The organism is Prevotella sp. RM4, assembly GCF_000701965.1.
Taxonomy (GTDB): Bacteria; Bacteroidota; Bacteroidia; order Bacteroidales; family Bacteroidaceae; genus Prevotella; species Prevotella ruminicola.
The window spans coordinates 124,364-142,892 of the sequence record NZ_KL370843.1; the positions used below are offsets into that span (position 1 = coordinate 124,364).

Consider the following 18,529-nt stretch of genomic DNA (forward strand, 5'->3'; position numbering starts at 1 on the left):
GTGTCCGAGCAGAAAACTCGATTTTCGCTTGCGGGTTTCGTTCCTTTTTTGTACCTTTGCGCCATAAAATTCAACTTGACGATGACAAAACTTTGTATCAAACTGATATTCACTACTTTAGCGCTGGTAACTCTTGGTAGTTGCGAGCAAAAGAAACAAAATAATAATTTCGAGGCTGCCGATGGTTATGGGATAGCCGACTCGATCGTTTCGGCTATTAGCGACGAACGCGACTGGCCCAAATTCCTGGCTACCTGCGACAGTTTCCAGCAGGCAGGCGACATATCGAGAGTAAAAGCTATTTTTTATAAAACTGTAGCCTATAACCTGATGGGCAAATACCGTGCCTCGTTGAGTCTTTACAACCAGTTGGCCGATGTAAGCGTGAACGAACTGGTAACCGAGGCCGATCTCGAATCGTTCATCTACTCAAGTAAGGACTATGTACGTATGTTGTGCGATATGCGCCGCTACGATCGCGCCCTGCGACAGGCTCGTAATGCCGACCGCAAACTAAGGGCTGCTGGCTACAATGCGTTTACCGACCATCAGGACATTGCCCAGATGATTGGCGAATGCCAGCTCTGTCTGGGACAGAATGCCGATGCCATGCAAAACTTCAAAAAGTCGTTGAAAGCCATCAAGGAACGTCTGAAGACCAACAACGGCGACCTCGATCTGCGCGAGTGCCAGAAAACCATGAATGCCATCGCCACCGTTTACATGCGTCGTGGTTACTATAGCGAGGTAACTCCATGGATCCTGGCCCAGGACTCACTGTACGAACAAGCCTTGAAACTTCCCAAGGCCGACCCTGTTTATCTGGATGAGATGAAGGCCGAAATCAGCTACACCCGCGCCATGCAGGCACATGCTTTGGGACGTATCGACTATGCCGAGAAGGCATTTGCCGAATACTCATCTACAGCCACTTCGAAACAGCCAGGCAGCCTGATTAACAGCTGCCGATACCTGATGGCCACCCACCGATACGAAGAGGCTGCCAAAAACATGACCCAGCTTGATAAGTTTATGACCGAGGGTGCCTACGAAGAGGCCGACCTTGAGAATATCGGTCGCTTTATGATACCTAAATTCCACGTCAACCTGATGGCGGGGCATCGCGATTCAGCACTCCAGGTGGCTACCAGGATTGCCAATCTGTATGATTCGGCCCTGGTCCGCCAGAAGATTATCGATGCCGATCTGCTTTCTACCGTTTACGATACCGAGGGCAAAGAGCGCGAGATAGCCGAGCAACGTGCCCAGTTGAGTCAGCAACGCATGCTTTGGGTAATTGGCGTAAGTCTGGTATTCATCATCCTGCTGCACCTGCATCTGGTACAGCGCCGCAAAGCCTTCAAGAAGCTGAGCGACACCAACAAACAGCTTATCGAGGCCAACGAGCGTGCCGAGGAATCAGAGCGTATGAAGAGTAAGTTTATCCATCAGATATCACACGAGGTGCGCACACCGCTTAATGTACTTTCGGGCTTTACGCAGGTACTGGCAGCCCCTGATATCGAGATCAGCGCCGAGGAACTGCAGTCAATCAGCAAGAAGATTGTAGAAAACAGCGAGCGCATCACCCGTTTGGTTGATAAGATGCTTGACTTGAGTATGGTTAACGCCCATACCTGTGCCGAGTGTAACGATAAGATATGCCCTGCCGACATCGCCTATCAGGCCGCCCAGCTGGCAGGCATTACACAGGCCACCCACCTCGACTTTAATCTTAAGCTGGGTGCACGCACCAGTCAGGTTATCCTCACCACCCATCTCAAATCGGCTGTCAAGGCCTTGGCATTGCTGCTCGACAACGCCCAGAAGTTTACCCAACCCATCGCCTTTAAGGGCAAGGCGCCCGAAGGCAAGGCCAGTGTGGTACTCAATGTAAACATCGACGGACAGAACGTGATTTTCAGCGTAGAAGATACAGGTATTGGTGTGCCAGCCGATCAGGCCGAGAATATCTTTACCGAGTTTGTGCAGCTCGACGAGTACACCGATGGTACAGGTATCGGTCTTTCGATAGCACGCTCACTGGCACGCAATTTAAAAGGTGATATCAAACTTGATACCACCTATACTGCCGGCGCACGCTTTATCATGCAGCTACCGATTTAATAATCAAATATTGTTTTAATCGTATACCTCTATCTCAATGCGATAAAAATCGCCTTCCTTTGTTATTGGGTACACGGCAAACTGTGTTTCATAATTGCCGTCGCCCCAAGGGTTGGTAATATACAGGCGCTTATCGTCGGGCTTGGTAATCACGTTAAAGGTCTTACCGTTAAACTGCACCGTTTTCTCCTGAGCAATACGTGCCAGGAAACGTTCGGCATCGCCCTTGTCTACGTAATAAAGACCTGCTGTTACAGACGAATCGAAACTCATGCAGAAGAAATAAGCATGAGGCGATGAGGTAGTAATCTCGTAGCCCACATCTTTCTTGTCGCCCTTCTTCACGCCGTGACCATAAACCACTTCGGCATAGTGTTTGTCGCCTTCCTGTACATCGTCTCTACAGATAAACTGCAGAGGTGTATTAGGCCTCCTGCCTGTGCCCTCGTAGTTGTACAGCAAGTCGAGCAGATTGGTAAGAGAAATCTCCTGTCCCGTATCATCCGACGATGACGAGAGCGAGAAAACTCCCGCTGCAATAACAGCCAGAACTACGATTGTTGTTATAACCTTTTTCATTTTACCTTTATGACTTGTTAATTGGTTTTATTGAATTGCGGCACAAAAGTACTAAATTAAACTTAATCCACCAACATTTTTGGCAAATATATGCTTAAATTATTTTTTTTTAGTACCTTTGCACCGCATTTGGCAACACATGCACCCGTAGTTTAAAGGATAGAATAACGGATTCCGGTTCCGTTGGTCACGGTTCGATTCCGTGCGGGTGTACTGGTTTTTCAAACACAACGCTAATCAATGCTATCGCAAACATTCCAAGCAGTAACACATACCCAATCAGATGCACGATTACCCCAAAAATCTGTTTCATTTGTATTTTATGTTTATTTGTTTAATTACGCTGCAAAAGTAAAACAACTCATTATTCTGCGCAAATAATTTCAGCCAACGGGCATTTTTAATCAACAAAAACCACATAAAAATAAAGGTGCATAAGTTCTAAACTTTCCTAATATTCGCTGCAAAGGCACGTTTTATCGTAGTTTTTTATTTACCTTTGCCCCTGATTTTAATATGTTATGTAATATGATGAAGAAGATTATTTTTGCGTTGCTGGCAGCAGTGTTGGTTTGCCAGCCCGCCGATGCACAGTTTTTCAAGAAGATTTTTAAGAAGAAGGCCAAGACCGAGAAAAAGGCCAAGAAGAGTGCCGATGGTATCGATGATGCAGCACAGATTGCAATGGCCGATATAGCCACACTGGCCGATAACACCAATAATCGCAATGCTTTTATGGGCATCCCCTTGGGCATCAAGGCCAGCCTGTTCGAGAAGCAGCTAATTGAGAAAGGATTCACTGAGCGTGTACTCGAAGGCAAGCACACCGCCAAGTCGTACATCTACGACGGCCAGGTGTATGGTGCCAAGTGTACCGTTACACTGGCCGTAAGCGACGAGACCGACCGCGTATATGCCGTAGATGTAACCGAAGATACCATCTACCCCTCGTTAAAAGAGGTAAAGGCCCGATTTGCCAAAGTAAAGGCCGAACTGGTTAAGGTTTACGGTCGTGGCTTTGTAGATAATCAGGGCGAGGCCTACACCATCCAGACCCAGTTAGGCACCGTTAACCTGCATTACGAGCGTGGTTCGCTCACCAGCAGCTATACCTTTGGTTTTGCACTCGACGATGCCAAGGCCTACCAGATGGCTTATAACGAGATGGACGACAAGGAGTACGAGACAGCTCCACGCACCATCGCCAGCGGACTGGCCTCTGCCTGCAACCATACCGACTTGGTTGGTTTGGGCGTGCTGCTGTATCAGAACCGCACCCTGAAAGGCGCGCAATCGGTACTGGCCAGCTACGATTACACAGCAGGCAAGGCCACAGCCAAAGTGCTGCCCGCCACATTTAAGATGGATGGCTATCAGGCCACAGCCTCGCTCACCCGTCGCAAGCAGGCCATCACCGCCATCACCCTCACCGCTACCGACGATGCCCAAGCCCTTTGCAAGGATCTCACCACCTACGGCTTCACCAGCACCGATCAGAAAACATGGCGCCAGGGCCGTATGACAGCCATCGTCAAAACCAACACCCAGGGTCAGGTAGTGCTTACAATTAAATAATTCGCTATATTTTTAAAACTATCACCCCCACCCTCGCAATGCCGAAAAGGTAAAGTTTATTAAGTAATACCCACATAAATTTGATATAATGCGCGTAAAAAGATTATTAGATTTCCTGGATGCTTCGCCAGTAAACTTCCTGGCAGCACAAAATATCGCCACCGAACTTGAAAAGGCTGGCTATCGTAAACTCGACCCTCGCGAGCCGATTGGTAACGTGAAGGCAGGCGACAAACTGTATGTAACCAAGAACGATTCGTCGGTCTATGCATTCCACATCGGACGCCAACCCATGGCCGAGGCTGGGTTCCGCATGATTTGCGCCCACTGCGATTCGCCTACCTTCCGCATCAAGCCCAATGCCGAGATGCTGTGCGAAGGTGGCATCGTAAAGCTGAATACCGAGGTGTATGGCGGTCCCATCATGTCAACCTGGTTCGATCGTCCACTCACCATCGCAGGTCGAGTGATTGTGCGTGGCCAGGATGCACTCAACCCTCAGACACTGCTGCTGCACGTAAAACGTCCGCTGCTGCAAATCAGCAACCTCGCCATCCATTTCAACCGTCAGGTAAACGATGGCGTCAAGCTCAGCAAGCAAAAGGATATGCTCCCCATCTTGGGCATTATCAACGATGAACTCGAAAAGGGCAGCCTGCTCATGAATATCATCTGCGGCGAACTCAGCATCAAGCCCGAGCAGGTACTCGACTTCGACCTGTATCTGGCCGACGCCACCCCCGCCTGCACGTTTGGTGTACACGATGAGTTCCTGTCGTCGGGTCGCCTCGATGATCTGTCGATGTGCTTTGCCGGACTTGAGGCCATGATTGATACCGATACAGCCGATGCCACCAAGGTGCTGGCCATTTTCGACAACGAGGAAACAGGCTCGCAAACCAAGCAGGGTGCAGGCAGTCCGTTCCTGGCCATGATGCTGCAGCGCATCGCCCTCGCACAGAGCGGCAGTGCCGAAGCCTGGTATCAGGCCATCGAGCGTGCCTTTATGATTTCAGCCGACAATGCCCACGCCTGGCACCCCAACTACAGCGAGAAATACGACCCCACCAACCATCCCGTGCTGGGTGGCGGACCCGTTATCAAGTTCAATGCCGCACAGAAGTATGCCAGCGATGCCGTTTCGGCAGCCGTATTTGCCGAGATCTGTCGCGAGGCAGGCGTGCCCTGTCAGCGCTTCGTCAATCACTCCGATGTGGCAGGTGGCAGCACGCTGGGAAACATCCTGGCCTCGTCTATCCCCCTGCGAGGTGTAGATATGGGTAATGCCATTCTGGCCATGCACAGTTGTCGCGAAACAGGCAGCGTGGCCGATCACCTTTATACGGTTAAGGCCTTTACGCAGTTTTTTAAGTAACCCGATACAATGAAAAAGATTATAGCTGTGGCAGTAGCTGCGATGATGGAGCTTGTAGATAACCAATGGCTGTTAGCCGACTTCGACAATCACAAGGCCGACTGTATCCGCCACATCGCCGAGACCCGCTAATAGGCGTACACCAGACCGTATTTCTCGTGTAGTTGGCGCAGGGTGCCGTCGGCCTTCATCTGACTGATCACGTCGTTCACCAGTTGCAGCAGGTCGTCCTGTCCCTGGCGCATCAGCACGCCTATCTCGCCATGCGTAAAGGGGGCATTCAGTAGCGGGGCTGCCAGTCGGGTGTCGGTCTGTATATAATAAGGTGCCTCGGTAATCTCAGTTATCATCACGTCGGCTTGGCCCTCGGCTATAAGCGATGGTATCTCCTCGTTCTTATCATGTACGATGATGGTGGCATGCGTCAGGTTCTGGTTGGCAAACTTCTCGTTCAGTCCGCCAGGGTTCACCATCACACGTACATCGGGCTTATCGATATCTGCCAGTTTCTGGTAGCGTTCGGCCTCGGATGCCCGGCACAGAATGGTCTTGCCATTAGCCAGATAGCCATCGCTCATCAGCATGGTTTGTTTGCGGGCATCGGTGATGGTGATGCCGCCAATGGCCAGATCGAATGCTTGCGGATTGGACGTAACATCGGTAGAAAGTGTAGGCCACGAGGTTGGCACAAACTGTATGTTTACGCCCAGGCGCTTGGCTATCTGACCAGCCACCTCGATACCGAATCCCCAGTACGTGCCGTCGGCCTCGCGGAAGGTTAACGGACGATAATCGCCCGTAGTGCCAATCAGGATGGTGCCACGCTCCTGAATACGGTTGATGGTGGGCTGGTTTACTATGATAGTATTATCCTTGCTTACCGTACACGAGGCAAACGATACCATACTACCTAACAATACGGCGCTAAGGAATAAAAGGATAAATTTTCGTACTTGTATTCTCATCTTCTGGTATTAATGTTTTCATAATGCGCGGCAAATATAAACAAAAAATCCCAAAGCCATACCATTTGGCCTTGGGATTTAACTTTTGTTGAATTCTGTCTCTAATTACAGCGTCATTACCCGTTTCATCTCAAGATTCTCGTAGCCCTCGGGACAGTGGGTTGAGAGATAAACGGTGGGATTCTGCTGGATAAACTCGCGTACACGATCGAGTGTGATGCGGGCAGCCTCAACATCCTCGAACACGATACTTAGCTTATTGGCTTTCAAGGCTGCATCGCAATAAGTCACGTCGCCGTGCATCATATAATAAAGTCCATCGTTCTCAGCAATGATAATGCTGTTGCCCTTGGTGTGCCCCTTGGCCTCGATAAACCAAATGCCATCGGCCACTTTTTCGGCTCGTGGGAAGTTCTTGAACGATTCCTTGTATTCCGAACGGATGATGTTTCCACCTTCTGGCAGTTTCATGGCGTCGGCATCCTCGGGCGAAATATACACCTTGGCATTTGGGAAATACTGGATGGCAGCCGAGTGGTCGGGATGCTTGTGCGTGATAAGAATCTTTGTTACCTGCTCAGGCTTGTAGCCCAACTCGGCAAAGGCCTCCATATAATCCTTCACTTTCTCGCCCATATAGAGTGGCGCGCCCAGTTTCTTCTCGGGTGCCTTAAAATCGTTCTGGAATCCAGTGTCAACCAGAATCACCTCGTTACCAGTGTCAATCAAGAAGTTCTGCAAACTGCTGCGGTAGATAATCTGTTCGTCTGTACCTTCCTTACCTTCACCGCCAAAGGCAAACTGCTGGTTCATAAAACCGCCATCGAACATGCGAATTGCTTTAATCTCCATAATCGTACTTGTTTTGTTTGGGTTAGTAATAAATCTTCGCAAATATAAGAAAAAAATCCCAAAGCCATACCATTTGGCCTTGGAATTTATGATTTATTGTGTTATCACCCTGTTCGCTGAACGAATATAGGGCAACTGAAATCATTTCAACAAAAGTTAAATCCCAAGGCCAAATGGTATGGCTTTGGGATTTTTTGTTTATATTTGCCAGCGTTATGACTACAACATTAATCATAGGATTGCTTATTCCGCTACTGGGCACCATGCTCGGTTCGGCTTTTGTGTTCTTTATGAAGGGCGAAATGTCGGACAGACTGCAGAAATCCTTATTGGGATTTGCTTCGGGTGTGATGGTAGCGGCATCGATATGGTCGCTGCTGATTCCAGCGATGGAGATGGGAGCCGATAGCGGCAAGTGGAGCGTGCTGCCAGCTGCTGTAGGATTCCTGTTGGGTATGGGATTCCTGCTGCTTATCGACGAACTGACGCCACACTTGCACATAGGCACCGACAAGCCCGAGGGTATGCGCTCGCATCTGTCGAAGACGGCCATGCTGGCCCTGGCAGTAACCATCCACAACCTGCCTGAAGGAATGGCTGTGGGTGTGGTGTTTGCTGGAGCCGACAGTGGCACCACCAGTATCTCGCTGGCCAGTGCTGTAGCCGTATCATTGGGTATCGCCATCCAGAATGTGCCCGAAGGTGCCATCATCTCCATGCCTATGCGTGCAGCAGGCAACAGTAAGTGGCGATCGTTCCTGATAGGCTCGTTGAGTGGAGCCGTTGAGCCCATCGGTGCCATTGCCGTATTGCTGTTGGCATCGCTACTCATGCCTATGATGCCTTACATGCTGGCCTTTGCCGCAGGCGCCATGTTCTATGTGGTAGTAGAGGAGCTTATCCCCGAAGCCTCAAGCGGTCAGCACTCCAACCTCAGCACCATCGGTTTTGCCATTGGTTTTGTGCTGATGATGGTGCTGGATGTGGTGATGGGATAGCTTACGGTTATTTAAGTGGCACGCCGTGGGTATTTTTCACTTCCTTCATTACGAACACGCTGTGAAAATAACCCACGCTGTCGATATTTCCCAGTTTGGTGCGCATAAACTCCTGATACGACTCCATATCGCGTGTTTGTATCTTCAGCGTAAAATCGTACTCGCCACTGGTGTTGTAACATTCCGTTATCTCCTCAATGCTTTGGATGGCTTCCATAAAGTCGTCCATCAGCACTTGTGAGTGATGTTTCAGGCGCATGTTACACAGCACGGTGATGCCATTACCGGCTTTCTTGGCATCAAGTATGGCATGATAGCCCTTAATAAACCCCTCGCGCTCCAGACGTTTCTGACGGTCGAAGGCAGGCGAGGCCGAAAGGTTTACCCTCGCAGCCAGTTCTTTTACGGTGAGTGTAGAGTCGGTCTGCAAGATGCGTAATATCTTGCGATCGGTGTTGTCGAGTTCGTCGTAAGTCATCATTTGCCGAATATTATTCTGTAATACATTATATTTGCGGTACAAAGATAGAATATTTTACTGAACTTACCAAATTTTGTTTCAGATAACGTACCTTTTTCTTACTTTTGCACCCGGAATTTCAATTAATCACATAAAAAAGCATTCATAATGAGCAAAGTAATCAAAGGTATCCAGGTTCCACAGCGAGCCGATTTCGTAGGTAGTTTTCTTCGTCCACAGAATCTCTCAGACAGCACGCGCCACCAACTGGTTCGCGAACTGACCAACCAGCAGAAGCAGTTAGGTTATCACGTTATCACCGACGGCGAGTTTAACCGTACGTTCTGGCATCTTGATTTCTTCTGGGGCTTTGGCGGTGTCACCCACGAAAAAGGTGGCGATGTGGTGTTTAATGGCGAGACGGCCCGACTTGACAGGGTGTTCCTCACAGGCAAACTCTTTGCCCAGCCACACCCCTTTATCGATGACTTCCGTCGGGTACAGCAGTTCGAGGACGACCAGACCATCGCTAAACTCACCATCCCCTCGCCTGCCCAGTTCTTTCAGCAGCTCATTATGCCTGCCAACTACGCCGGCACCATCGCCATCTATCCCCATCTGCAGGAACTGATTCGCGACATTGCTGTGGTGTATCAGGACTTTATCCGTCAGTTCTATGCTGCAGGCGGTAGATACCTGCAACTCGACGACTGCACCTGGGGCGCCATCGTAGGCGAGGCAGCCGCACAGCGCTATGACAGTTTGAGTGCCAACCTCGACGACGTGAAGGATCTGCTGTTGCAGGTAAACAATCTCTCACTCGAGGGGCGCCCTGCCGATCTGGTGGTGGCATCGCACATCTGCCGTGGCAATTATCACTCTACCTGGTTTAACAGCGGCGCCTACGACTCGGTGGCCGACTGGGTGTTTGCCCGCGAGAATGTGGATGTGCTCTACCTGGAGTACGACGATGAGCGCTCGGGTGGTTTCGAGCCATTAGCCAAGGTGAGTGCCGACAAGCATGTAGTGCTGGGACTCATCACTACCAAGCGCCCCGAACTCGAGGACAAGGCCGCCATCATCGCCCGTATCCGCCAGGCAGCCAAGTACATCCCACTCCATCGTCTCTCGCTCTCACCACAATGCGGCTTTGCCTCTTGTGCCATCGGCAACAAGCTTACCACAGCCGAACAATGGGCCAAGCTACGTTTGGTAAAGGAGATTGCCGACGAGGTATGGGGCACAAGCAAATAAAAAACATCCAAAAAACTATAAATCCCAAGGTACAATCATCGTGCTTTGGGATTTTTTGCGTATATTTGTCGGCATAAAAACCAAACTAAAGGATAAGATGAAAGTAGGTATTATCGGAACAGGACGGATTGCTGAGAAGGCAGCCATCACCTTAAACGGACTGGACAACTGTGAGGCCTATGCGGTGGGCTCACGCCAACAGGAAACGGCAGACGCTTTTGCTGCCAAGTGGAACATCCCCAAAGCTTACGGCAGTTATACTGAGTTGATAGCCGATAAGGATATCGACCTGGTGTATATCGGCACCCCGCACTCGCACCATTACGATGTAACGCGCCAGGCCATCATGGCAGGCAAGCCCTGCTTGGTTGAGAAGGCATTCATGGCCAATGCCACCCAAGCACAGGATATCATCCGATTGGCACACGAAAAGCAAGTGTTCTTAGCCGAAGCCATCTGGACACGCTACCAGCCTGCCGTGGGCATCGTGAGGAAACTGATGGCCGACGGACGTATCGGACAGCCCCGAATGGTGACAGCCACCCTTGGCTATTCGATGGGTAACAAGCCTCGCATCATGCGCCCCGACCTTTGCGGCGGTGCCCTACTCGACCTGGGCGTGTATGCCCTTAACTTTGTACGCATGTTCTGCGATGCCGATATCGAAAGTATCGACGGCCACTGCGTGAAGAGCGATACAGGGATAGACCTGACGAACGCCATCACCATCATTCTCAAGGATGGCATCCTGGCCAACGTGCAGTCGTCGGCCCAATGCGTGGGCGACAATATCGGTGTGATAGCAGGCACCCAGGGCAACATCATCATCGACAACATCAACAACCCCCAAACGATAACCCTCAATGGTCCCGACCGCACGTTTGTTGAAACCATCCACGTGCCACAACAGATAACAGGCTACGAATACCAGTTCCTGGCTTGCCGACAGGCACTCATCGACAAGCTGACTGAACCCCGCGAGATGCCACATGCCGAAACACTCTACGTGATGCAACTGATGGACGAGCTACGCCGTAAATGGGGCGTGCGCTATCCGATGGACAACTGACAGCATTCTCGGGTTCGCTGAAGAACTTAAGCGCTTGGTTGATTAAATTAGGCGGATAAGGGCAAATACATTACTTTTGCCACCGCTTATGACAACAATCAACAACATACTGGGCACCTTTGCCCCTATCACACTCGAGCAGATGAGCAGCGTAAAGCTCATGAATCGCACCGATACCAAGTTTGTTACAAACATGGCTAAGCTGCGCTTGCTGCTGCAGATGGCACAAGCCGATTATGATGTGCAGGAGATAGATGGCGAACGAAATCCGGAGTACGACACCACGTACTTTGATACCTACAACTTCGACATGTACAACCAGCACCAGTGGAACCATACCAACCGACAGAAGATACGGTTCCGCACCTACTGCGTAAGTGGTTTGCAGTTTATGGAGGTTAAGACCAAAAACAATCACGGGCGCACCAAGAAAAAACGTATAGAGGTAAGCCATATGGATGTTACCGAGCAACAGTGCCGCCTGTTTCTCGGTCGGCATCTGCGCTACGATGTCGATACCTTGCAACCGGCACTCAACAATCATTTCCGTCGCATCACACTCGTCAACAAAGCCAAGACCGAACGCCTTACCATCGACCAGCAGCTGTGCTTTCATAACCTCATCAGCGGCGTTAACAAACAGATGGACAACCTGGTGATTATCGAACTGAAACGCGACGGACTCATCTACTCGCCTATTCTCCACATGCTACGCCAGCTGCGCATCCATCCACACGGGTTCTCCAAATACAGCATCGGGTCGGCACTCACCAATCCGCAACTGCAGGTAAACCGCTTTAAGTGCAAACTCATCGAAATAGGAAAACTAGTAAACAATTCATAATATGCAAGACATTTTTTCGAACGGCTTCGGCGACACACTTCTCAGGTTCGCCATCTGTGTTTTAGTAAACTGGGCTATCGTACACTTCCTGTACTTCAAGAAAAGCAAACGACAGGATTTTTACTTCACCTTCATGGTCATCTCGGTAGCCATCTATTTCTTAGTGTACCTCATGATGGGTATGGATCGCGGTAAGGCTACCATGGGCGTAGGGTTAGGCCTCTTCGGTATCTTTTCCATTATGCGCTACCGCACCGACTCCATGCCTGTACGCGAAATGACGTATCTGTTTGTGGTCATCTGCCTGTCGGTGGTTCATGCCATGGCCGACTCGCTAGGTATCGATGTCAACGGGCGACTGACTGGCACCCCGGTGATGGAGCTGGTGGTGATAGATGTGATTACCATACTGGCCATCACGCTGTTAGAGCGCTACCTGAAGATCGAAAACTCCAAGTTGGTGCAGTACGACCGCATCGAACTCATTAAGCCCGAGAAACGAAAGGAACTGATAGCCGATCTGGAACTGCGCCTGGGCATCGCCGTAACCGATGTAAAGGTGGGGGCCATCGACTTTCTGCGCGATATGGCCGTGCTGCGTGTGTACTACACCGCTAATGGCACCGAGGCCGACGAGCATACCTACAGTGGCAAAGGCAAGAACGTGTGGCGTAACCGCCTGCAGGCCAAATATAAGCTTGGCAACCTGTTCCGCCCCTATGCCAATGTCGAAACCTACATGTCAAACGGATGGGATAAGATTCGCTATGCCGTAGGTACCGAGTTACGCCTGAACAAGCAGCACGCATTCGATATCAAATACATGTACCAGCATCCCTTTGGCCAGGATGATACCGACGGCAACCGTCACATCCTGGGTTTGGGATACACGTATAAGTTCTAAGCGCGCAGGGTACGCATCGCATTCAGCACGGCCAGCACCGTTACGCCTACATCGGCAAACACGGCCATCCACATGGTTGCCACACCAAAGGCAGCCAGAACCAGCACAGCCAACTTAATACCGATGGCCAGCCATACGTTCTGTCGTGCAATCGCCAGTGTTCTGCGGGCTATACCGATGGCCGTAGCTATCTTCGAAGGTTTATCGTCCATCAGCACCACGTCGGCTGCCTCAATGGCCGCATCGCTACCCAGTCCGCCCATGGCTATACCGATATCGGCACGTGCCAATACAGGGGCATCGTTAATGCCGTCGCCTACAAAGGCAAGAGGAGTTGATAGTTGATAGTTTACAGTTGATAGTTCTTCAACTTTCGAAACCTTATCAGCAGGCATCAACTCGGCATGGTATTCGGTCAGTCCTAACTGCTTGGCCACGTTATCGGCCACCTCCTGGCGGTCTCCGGTCAGCATCACCGTACGGTTCACACCCAGTGTATGCAGGGCAGCAATGGCCTCGGCACTATCCGCTTTTATCTGGTCGTTAATCACAATATGGCCCGCATAGGTACCGTTTATGGCCACGTGGATAATCGTACCCGTATGGTGACAGTCGTGCCACTTGGCACCGATGGCATCCATCAGTTTGGTGTTACCTACAGCCACCTCGCGATCGCCCACCTTGGCTATGATGCCCTGTCCGGCCATCTCGCGCACATCGCTCACCTCGCAGCCATCCGTAGCCTCGTCGGGGAATGCATCACGCAGGGCCGCACCAATGGGATGAGTAGAAAAGTGCTCCACATGAGCCGCCAGGTGCAGCAGTTGGTGATCGTCGATAGCATCCGGATGCACGGCCGTTACGGCAAATTTGCCGTGAGTGAGCGTACCCGTCTTGTCAAACACCACTGTACGCACCTTCGCCAGCACATCCATGTAGTTCGCACCCTTGATTAATATACCACGGCGCGAGGCACCGCCAATACCACCAAAGAATGTCAACGGCACGCTGATTACCAGCGCACAGGGGCACGATACTACCAGGAACATCAGCGCTCTGTACAGCCAGGTGCTGAATGCCCCACCCAGCAGTGTAGGCACAACGGCCAGGGCGATGGCGGCAAACACCACGATAGGCGTGTAGATACGGGCAAAGCGGGTAATAAAGGTTTCGCTTTGCGACTTATGTTCGCCGGCATCCTCAACCAGCTTGATGATTTTCGATACCGTACTCTCACCGTAGGGCTTGGTCACACGTACACGCAGCACACCACTCAGGTTTACGCAGCCCGATATCACCTCGTCGTCCTCGGCCACATCGCGGGGCAACGATTCGCCCGTCAGCGCCACCGTATTCAGCGCACTCGTACCGGCGATGATCACACCATCCAAAGGCACTCTCTCGCCCGGCTTAATAATAATCGTATCGCCCACCTTCACCTCGTCGGGCGCTACTGTCATCTCCTTACTCCTTCCTCCTTCGTCCTTACTCCACAGTGTGGCATAGTCGGGTTTAATCTCCATCAGATGCGCTATGCTGTCGCGACTCTTACCCTCGGCATAGCCTTCAAACAGCTCACCCACCTGGAAAAACAGCATCACAAACACCGCCTCGGGGAACTGTGTTTCGGCCCCTGGCAGGAAACCTATACACAAGGCGCCGATGGTAGCAATACTCATCAGGAAGTGCTCGTTAAACGGCTCGCCCTCCAGCAAACCCTCAGCCGCCTCCTTCAAGGTATCATGACCTATTATGATATAAGGTACCAGATACACCAACAGCAGCTGCCAGGTTTCGAGTGCAAACTGGTGTTCTACTATTACCGCTCCAATCAGCAGCACAGCCGTGATGATAATCAGCCTCAATTGTTCACGAGTGTTATGCTCGTGGTGGTGCTCATGCTCATGATGATGCTCGTGCTCATGATGCTCATCATGATGTGCATGTACACCGCAATATTCGCAATTCTTTTCCATATTCTTATTCCTTTTTATTGTTTCGCGCTGCAAAGGTACGCAGTATTTTCTGCAACCAAGTTGCAAACTTACGCATTGATAAAGTTTACCTTATTCCGATTATCTTTCGGTCTTACTGCAAAGTGTACCCATACAGCACCATATCTATTACGTTCTATCAACAATTCGTCAAACTCCTGCTGCGACTCCTTGGCATAGTTAATCAGGATGGCCGCATAAACTATCGCTTGTTCATAGCCCGAAGTACGTATATCCACCGCGCACCCCGTTAAATGATTCGAGTTCGCCGCCCCTCCAACCTTCCTGTTAAGCTGAGGTGATCGATAACCAGAGTTGATGATGATAGGTTGGGAAGACCTTTCCCTTAATACCTCCAGCCATTGGCATAGCCTTTTCAGGTTTGCAATCGCCTCATGACTAGGAATGTTATACACCTCAGGATACTTACTCCTGGTGAACTCCCCGAGCACAAAATGCTCGGAGAGGTTTGCTTTACTATTTAACTGTACTATCTGTTCCATACTCTTAATTTTTACATTCTTACATTTTTCAATTTTTACATTGTTCATTTGAACCAATGAACTAATGTACCACTCTTAGAATACAAGCACGGCTTTTTTCTTGTAGCGATGCTTGCACGCACCATTCTCAACATATTCACCACACTTCACCACGGCGCCATCTTTTAGCAAACGCTTTACGCGAGTTCGAGCCGAACTAATGCAAAGGTGTAAGCTATTCGCCACATCGTCGATCGAGAATTCCTCAGGTAATCTATTAAAGTCCTCGATGGTTCGCTGATGATGGCGACGATTGGTTGATGCATCACGCAACTTATCGTCGAAATACTTCTCAGCTAATGAACCAAAGTAGTGGCGCTGACAGGCAAACTGGATGTTTACGATTAACTCAGCCAACTGGTCGTCAATCTCGTCCGTTTCAAACTCACCGCACCAGTAGTCACCCTCTTGGTGCAAGTCGCCCCAGTGGCGCATCACGATAAAGGGTGCCGAGTAGTTAATGCCATGGTAGGCACAACGTTTCAACAGCATCTCATCGGCCTTGCTCTCATTGTCCTTGGCATCGGCCATGCGACGTGCCGTCCAGTCGTACATCGTTCGAACAATGCGTTTAATGGATAGTTCGCCCTTGGTTTTATCCAGCTTCTTGGCCCATTCAAGCAGGCGGTTGTCGCTGTCCTCATCCACTTCTTCATCCAAGTCCATCATTTCAAAGTGCGTGCTGGGCAGGGGGATGCAGGTTAATCGGGTTGCCAATCCACTACCGAAGTTCTGTTCGTTCACCTTCTTTTTCAAGGCGATGGGCGTACCGGTATAAACGTAGTTCCAAGTCACGTTAAAATCCTGCATAATCGAGTCCATGTTCGAGTAAGCCTGTCCGTCCTCCTCGTTGTGAAACGCTTTAAGCTCCAGGTTCTGCTTGTCAATCCAGCTACCACCTTTCTGTACACTCAGGGTATTATCCAACTCCGTATCAAACGTGAGCATGTGCAGCTGCATATCCGTGCCATCCACGTTTTCTACAGCGTTCACCATATCCTGAATAAACTGGGCGTTACTGGTTCGCGAGGGGTGTACACGCACCACTACCTTAGGTTTCTTGGGTTTCTCCTTATTGGCGCCCTTGGTTTTCATCTCCTCTCGATAGCGATTAATGGTGTCCTTACCTGCCTTATCGGCTGCCACAATGGGCGCAGCCAGGAACTCATACAGGCGGGTGGCGAAACTCTTACCACTGGCAGGATCGCCGATTATCAGGGCCGAGGCATTCAGGCGGCGCAGCTTCGAGGGACGATGATAGAAGCGGTACGTGCAGCGTGTCATCAACGTCATCATCAATGCGCCTGATACTATCAGTGCAGCAGGATATTGGTTGCGTTTCAATCCCTTGCAGGCATCCTGCAGCGCAGGGTAATAAGGGAACAGCGCCTCAATCTTCTCGCCCCAATCCCACAGCCATTGCTCAATCTCTTCCTCACCTATGGTGGCGGTGTCTGTCGTTTCGCCCTGCGTAATCTGTTTCCATGTTTGGCCGCACGCTTGGCAAATTGCCTCTTGCATAGCCTTTGAAGGACATTGGGTAAGGTACTTCTTTTCGCGGTCCGCCATGCGCTCTGCTGCCGATGCCACCGTCTGTGCCACGTTCTCGTCGCGCTCCTCGATAATCTCCTGCACCCACGATTGTCGTTCAAGTATCCGCTGCACCAGCTTTCGGTCGCCATCAAACAGCACCAGCAGGTCGCTTGCCAGTTTAAGACTCTCGTTGTGTCGGTTACTATCGGCTGCACAGGGCAGCTTTGCGCTATAGCGCTTATCAATAATACATTGTATATCATAATCTCGCCACTTTATTTCCACTTCATGATCATCCACCTCCCTACTCTGGTCAGCGCACAGTTGGCCATCTTGGTGGGCCACAGCAACAGTTTGAGTAACACCACTGTGACCAGCCCTATACTCAGCATTGTATTTCTCGGCAAATTCTTTGTTCTCATACGTAAACAGTTCTTTATCAATGTATAATATATCCGATTCCTTGCAGATGAACGACATGCGTGATGCGTCCTTGCAACTTTCGTCAACCTCAACACCCAGGATCTCAGCCATCCGGTGCTGGTTGTCGATGAGATTACCTACCGCAGCATCAGCCTTAAACACAACTTTCAATCCCTTACCGCTGGGTGTGATATACACCAAAAGTATTCTCCTAGCCGCGTCTTTATTTATAAAGCCGTGTTCATCCGTGCCTAATCCCCATTTGTCGAACACCCCTTTGGGGTCTTCCACGTGATCGATATCCATTACCACAAGTCCCGTTAACAGGGTGGCAGCCTGTTTGCGCCAGGCACCTGTTTTACCAGCCTTCGATGTTGTTGCATCAAACGTAGCCTGGAAGATAAACGCAGGCAGTTTACGCTTCAGACTGGCATCGCCCGTTTCTCTGAACTTATCAATGTTTTCGTTCCATTTTCCTGCCCTGACGAGCGCATAAAACTGCGCTTCGTCAACGGGCAAAGTAGGATTACTAAAATTCTTCTGATAACAAAAACTCATTCAACCTCCTTTTTATTCGTTATTACTATCTTCGTGGGCAAGCATATTGTCGATTGTTTCTTTAAATCTGTCGCCATCAACTTTGTGACCACCAAAAAAGAAATCATAACCTATCTGCATGTGGTCGTGCTTTACCCATCGCCATGAATCACCATAGAATAATTTATCAAAATCTTCTATCAGCTTCTGTGCCTCCTTGCCAGTAGTCATAGGCAACGCAAGTTTCAGGTAATTATAGCTCTGCATAATGCCAATCATGGCTATTACCAGGCCTTCAGCATCTGGCTCAACATTGCCAATTATCAGTCTAAAGATGTCGCGTGCCAACAGGTCACCTTTACGGGCAGTCAGCATAATCGACTTATCTTTCTTACGACGATAGAAACTCCAATGACAATAAAAGTCAATTACCTTGTATCCAAGTTTCTTTACTTCTTTATACAGTTTCTTTTCCATATATTCCAATTTTTAAGTTAA

Annotated in this window: 17 protein-coding genes and 1 tRNA gene; 10 read left to right on the forward strand and 8 right to left on the reverse strand. The window is 50.1% G+C overall.

Annotated elements, in window-relative coordinates:
• Nucleotides 1–81 precede the first annotated feature (81 nt).
• Nucleotides 82–2,127: a sensor histidine kinase gene (locus tag T499_RS0113740; protein WP_033151430.1), complete on the forward strand. Its 2,046-nt coding sequence runs from the start codon at nt 82–84 to the stop codon at nt 2,125–2,127.
• Nucleotides 2,128–2,142: 15 nt separating this feature from the next.
• On the opposite strand, the gene T499_RS0113745 is transcribed toward T499_RS0113740, so the two are convergent.
• Entirely contained in the window at nt 2,143–2,706 is a 564-nt protein-coding gene (locus T499_RS0113745; RefSeq protein ID WP_033151431.1) for a hypothetical protein, read from the reverse strand.
• Nucleotides 2,707–2,847: 141 nt separating this feature from the next.
• On the opposite strand from T499_RS0113745, the gene T499_RS0113750 reads away from it, so the two are divergent.
• The 4 genes from T499_RS0113750 to T499_RS15065 all read left to right on the forward strand — a co-directional run bounded on the left by T499_RS0113750 (nt 2,848) and on the right by T499_RS15065 (nt 5,788).
• Nucleotides 2,848–2,919: transfer RNA gene (locus tag T499_RS0113750), tRNA-Arg, on the forward strand.
• A gap of 315 nt (nt 2,920–3,234) precedes the next feature.
• On the forward strand, nt 3,235–4,281 hold the full coding sequence (locus T499_RS0113755) for a hypothetical protein (RefSeq protein WP_033151432.1): 1,047 nt from the start codon (nt 3,235–3,237) through the stop codon (nt 4,279–4,281).
• A gap of 88 nt (nt 4,282–4,369) precedes the next feature.
• A complete protein-coding gene (locus T499_RS0113760) occupies nt 4,370–5,656 on the forward strand; it encodes a M18 family aminopeptidase (protein WP_033151433.1) in 1,287 nt (428 codons plus the stop codon).
• A 9-nt stretch (nt 5,657–5,665) separates the two neighbouring features.
• Entirely contained in the window at nt 5,666–5,788 is a 123-nt protein-coding gene (locus tag T499_RS15065) for a hypothetical protein (RefSeq protein ID WP_255327374.1), read from the forward strand.
• Here T499_RS15065 and T499_RS0113765 read toward each other — a convergent pair.
• Entirely contained in the window at nt 5,785–6,621 is an 837-nt protein-coding gene (locus T499_RS0113765; RefSeq protein ID WP_033151434.1) for a transporter substrate-binding domain-containing protein, read from the reverse strand. The two genes, T499_RS15065 and T499_RS0113765, sit on opposite strands and share 4 nt — an antisense overlap.
• 105 nt (nt 6,622–6,726) lie before the next feature.
• Nucleotides 6,727–7,473 (reverse strand): MBL fold metallo-hydrolase, encoded by a 747-nt coding sequence (locus T499_RS0113770; protein WP_033151435.1) that lies wholly within the window; start codon nt 7,471–7,473, stop codon nt 6,727–6,729.
• A 215-nt stretch (nt 7,474–7,688) separates the two neighbouring features.
• Between T499_RS0113770 and T499_RS0113775 the strand changes: the two genes are divergently transcribed.
• Complete coding sequence (locus tag T499_RS0113775) at nt 7,689–8,471, forward strand: ZIP family metal transporter (RefSeq protein WP_033151436.1); 783 nt, start codon at nt 7,689–7,691, stop codon at nt 8,469–8,471.
• A gap of 7 nt (nt 8,472–8,478) precedes the next feature.
• On the opposite strand, the gene T499_RS0113780 is transcribed toward T499_RS0113775, so the two are convergent.
• Entirely contained in the window at nt 8,479–8,952 is a 474-nt protein-coding gene (locus T499_RS0113780) for an Lrp/AsnC family transcriptional regulator (RefSeq protein ID WP_033151437.1), read from the reverse strand.
• A gap of 147 nt (nt 8,953–9,099) precedes the next feature.
• Between T499_RS0113780 and T499_RS0113785 the strand changes: the two genes are divergently transcribed.
• The 4 genes from T499_RS0113785 to T499_RS0113800 all read left to right on the forward strand — a co-directional run bounded on the left by T499_RS0113785 (nt 9,100) and on the right by T499_RS0113800 (nt 13,002).
• Nucleotides 9,100–10,185, forward strand: a complete 1,086-nt coding sequence (locus tag T499_RS0113785; RefSeq protein ID WP_033151438.1) for a 5-methyltetrahydropteroyltriglutamate--homocysteine S-methyltransferase — start codon at nt 9,100–9,102, stop codon at nt 10,183–10,185.
• A 97-nt stretch (nt 10,186–10,282) separates the two neighbouring features.
• Nucleotides 10,283–11,254 carry a Gfo/Idh/MocA family protein gene (locus T499_RS0113790; protein ID WP_033151439.1) on the forward strand — a complete coding sequence of 324 codons (972 nt, stop codon included), beginning with the start codon at nt 10,283–10,285 and terminating at the stop codon, nt 11,252–11,254.
• A gap of 88 nt (nt 11,255–11,342) precedes the next feature.
• Nucleotides 11,343–12,098, forward strand: coding sequence for a polyphosphate polymerase domain-containing protein (locus T499_RS0113795; protein WP_013064521.1), 756 nt, complete (start codon nt 11,343–11,345; stop codon nt 12,096–12,098).
• 1 nt (nt 12,099) lies between these two features.
• Nucleotides 12,100–13,002, forward strand: a complete 903-nt coding sequence (locus tag T499_RS0113800; protein ID WP_052173778.1) for a DUF4956 domain-containing protein — start codon at nt 12,100–12,102, stop codon at nt 13,000–13,002.
• On the opposite strand, the gene T499_RS0113805 is transcribed toward T499_RS0113800, so the two are convergent.
• The 4 genes from T499_RS0113805 to T499_RS0113820 all read right to left on the reverse strand — a co-directional run bounded on the left by T499_RS0113805 (nt 12,999) and on the right by T499_RS0113820 (nt 18,508).
• The gene (locus T499_RS0113805) at nt 12,999–14,978 is read right to left on the reverse strand and encodes a heavy metal translocating P-type ATPase (RefSeq protein ID WP_232221115.1); all 1,980 of its coding nucleotides are present in this window, start codon (nt 14,976–14,978) and stop codon (nt 12,999–13,001) included. The two genes, T499_RS0113800 and T499_RS0113805, sit on opposite strands and share 4 nt — an antisense overlap.
• Nucleotides 14,979–15,046: 68 nt before the next feature.
• Complete coding sequence (locus T499_RS0113810) at nt 15,047–15,499, reverse strand: YcbK family protein (RefSeq protein ID WP_033151475.1); 453 nt, start codon at nt 15,497–15,499, stop codon at nt 15,047–15,049.
• Between the two features lie 75 nt (nt 15,500–15,574).
• Nucleotides 15,575–18,052 (reverse strand): BT4734/BF3469 family protein, encoded by a 2,478-nt coding sequence (locus tag T499_RS0113815; RefSeq protein ID WP_084163214.1) that lies wholly within the window; start codon nt 18,050–18,052, stop codon nt 15,575–15,577.
• Between the two features lie 12 nt (nt 18,053–18,064).
• Nucleotides 18,065–18,508 carry a hypothetical protein gene (locus T499_RS0113820; RefSeq protein ID WP_033149432.1) on the reverse strand — a complete coding sequence of 148 codons (444 nt, stop codon included), beginning with the start codon at nt 18,506–18,508 and terminating at the stop codon, nt 18,065–18,067.
• Nucleotides 18,509–18,529: the final 21 nt, after the last annotated feature.

Bases quoted from the DNA above. Each gene is read 5' to 3' on its own strand.
- T499_RS0113790 (WP_033151439.1), top strand. From the start codon at position 10,283: ATGAAAGTAGGTATTATCGGAACAGGACGGATTGCTGAGAAGGCAGCC.
- T499_RS0113745 (WP_033151431.1), bottom strand. From the start codon at position 2,706: ATGAAAAAGGTTATAACAACAATCGTAGTTCTGGCTGTTATTGCAGCG.
- T499_RS0113740 (WP_033151430.1), top strand. From the start codon at position 82: ATGACAAAACTTTGTATCAAACTGATATTCACTACTTTAGCGCTGGTA.
- T499_RS0113815 (WP_084163214.1), bottom strand. From the start codon at position 18,052: ATGAGTTTTTGTTATCAGAAGAATTTTAGTAATCCTACTTTGCCCGTT.
- T499_RS0113770 (WP_033151435.1), bottom strand. From the start codon at position 7,473: ATGGAGATTAAAGCAATTCGCATGTTCGATGGCGGTTTTATGAACCAG.
- T499_RS0113765 (WP_033151434.1), bottom strand. From the start codon at position 6,621: ATGAGAATACAAGTACGAAAATTTATCCTTTTATTCCTTAGCGCCGTA.
- T499_RS0113795 (WP_013064521.1), top strand. From the start codon at position 11,343: ATGACAACAATCAACAACATACTGGGCACCTTTGCCCCTATCACACTC.
- T499_RS0113805 (WP_232221115.1), bottom strand. From the start codon at position 14,978: ATGGAAAAGAATTGCGAATATTGCGGTGTACATGCACATCATGATGAG.
- T499_RS15065 (WP_255327374.1), top strand. From the start codon at position 5,666: ATGAAAAAGATTATAGCTGTGGCAGTAGCTGCGATGATGGAGCTTGTA.
- T499_RS0113810 (WP_033151475.1), bottom strand. From the start codon at position 15,499: ATGGAACAGATAGTACAGTTAAATAGTAAAGCAAACCTCTCCGAGCAT.
- T499_RS0113760 (WP_033151433.1), top strand. From the start codon at position 4,370: ATGCGCGTAAAAAGATTATTAGATTTCCTGGATGCTTCGCCAGTAAAC.
- T499_RS0113785 (WP_033151438.1), top strand. From the start codon at position 9,100: ATGAGCAAAGTAATCAAAGGTATCCAGGTTCCACAGCGAGCCGATTTC.
- T499_RS0113755 (WP_033151432.1), top strand. From the start codon at position 3,235: ATGATGAAGAAGATTATTTTTGCGTTGCTGGCAGCAGTGTTGGTTTGC.
- T499_RS0113800 (WP_052173778.1), top strand. From the start codon at position 12,100: ATGCAAGACATTTTTTCGAACGGCTTCGGCGACACACTTCTCAGGTTC.
- T499_RS0113780 (WP_033151437.1), bottom strand. From the start codon at position 8,952: ATGATGACTTACGACGAACTCGACAACACCGATCGCAAGATATTACGC.
- T499_RS0113775 (WP_033151436.1), top strand. From the start codon at position 7,689: ATGACTACAACATTAATCATAGGATTGCTTATTCCGCTACTGGGCACC.
- T499_RS0113820 (WP_033149432.1), bottom strand. From the start codon at position 18,508: ATGGAAAAGAAACTGTATAAAGAAGTAAAGAAACTTGGATACAAGGTA.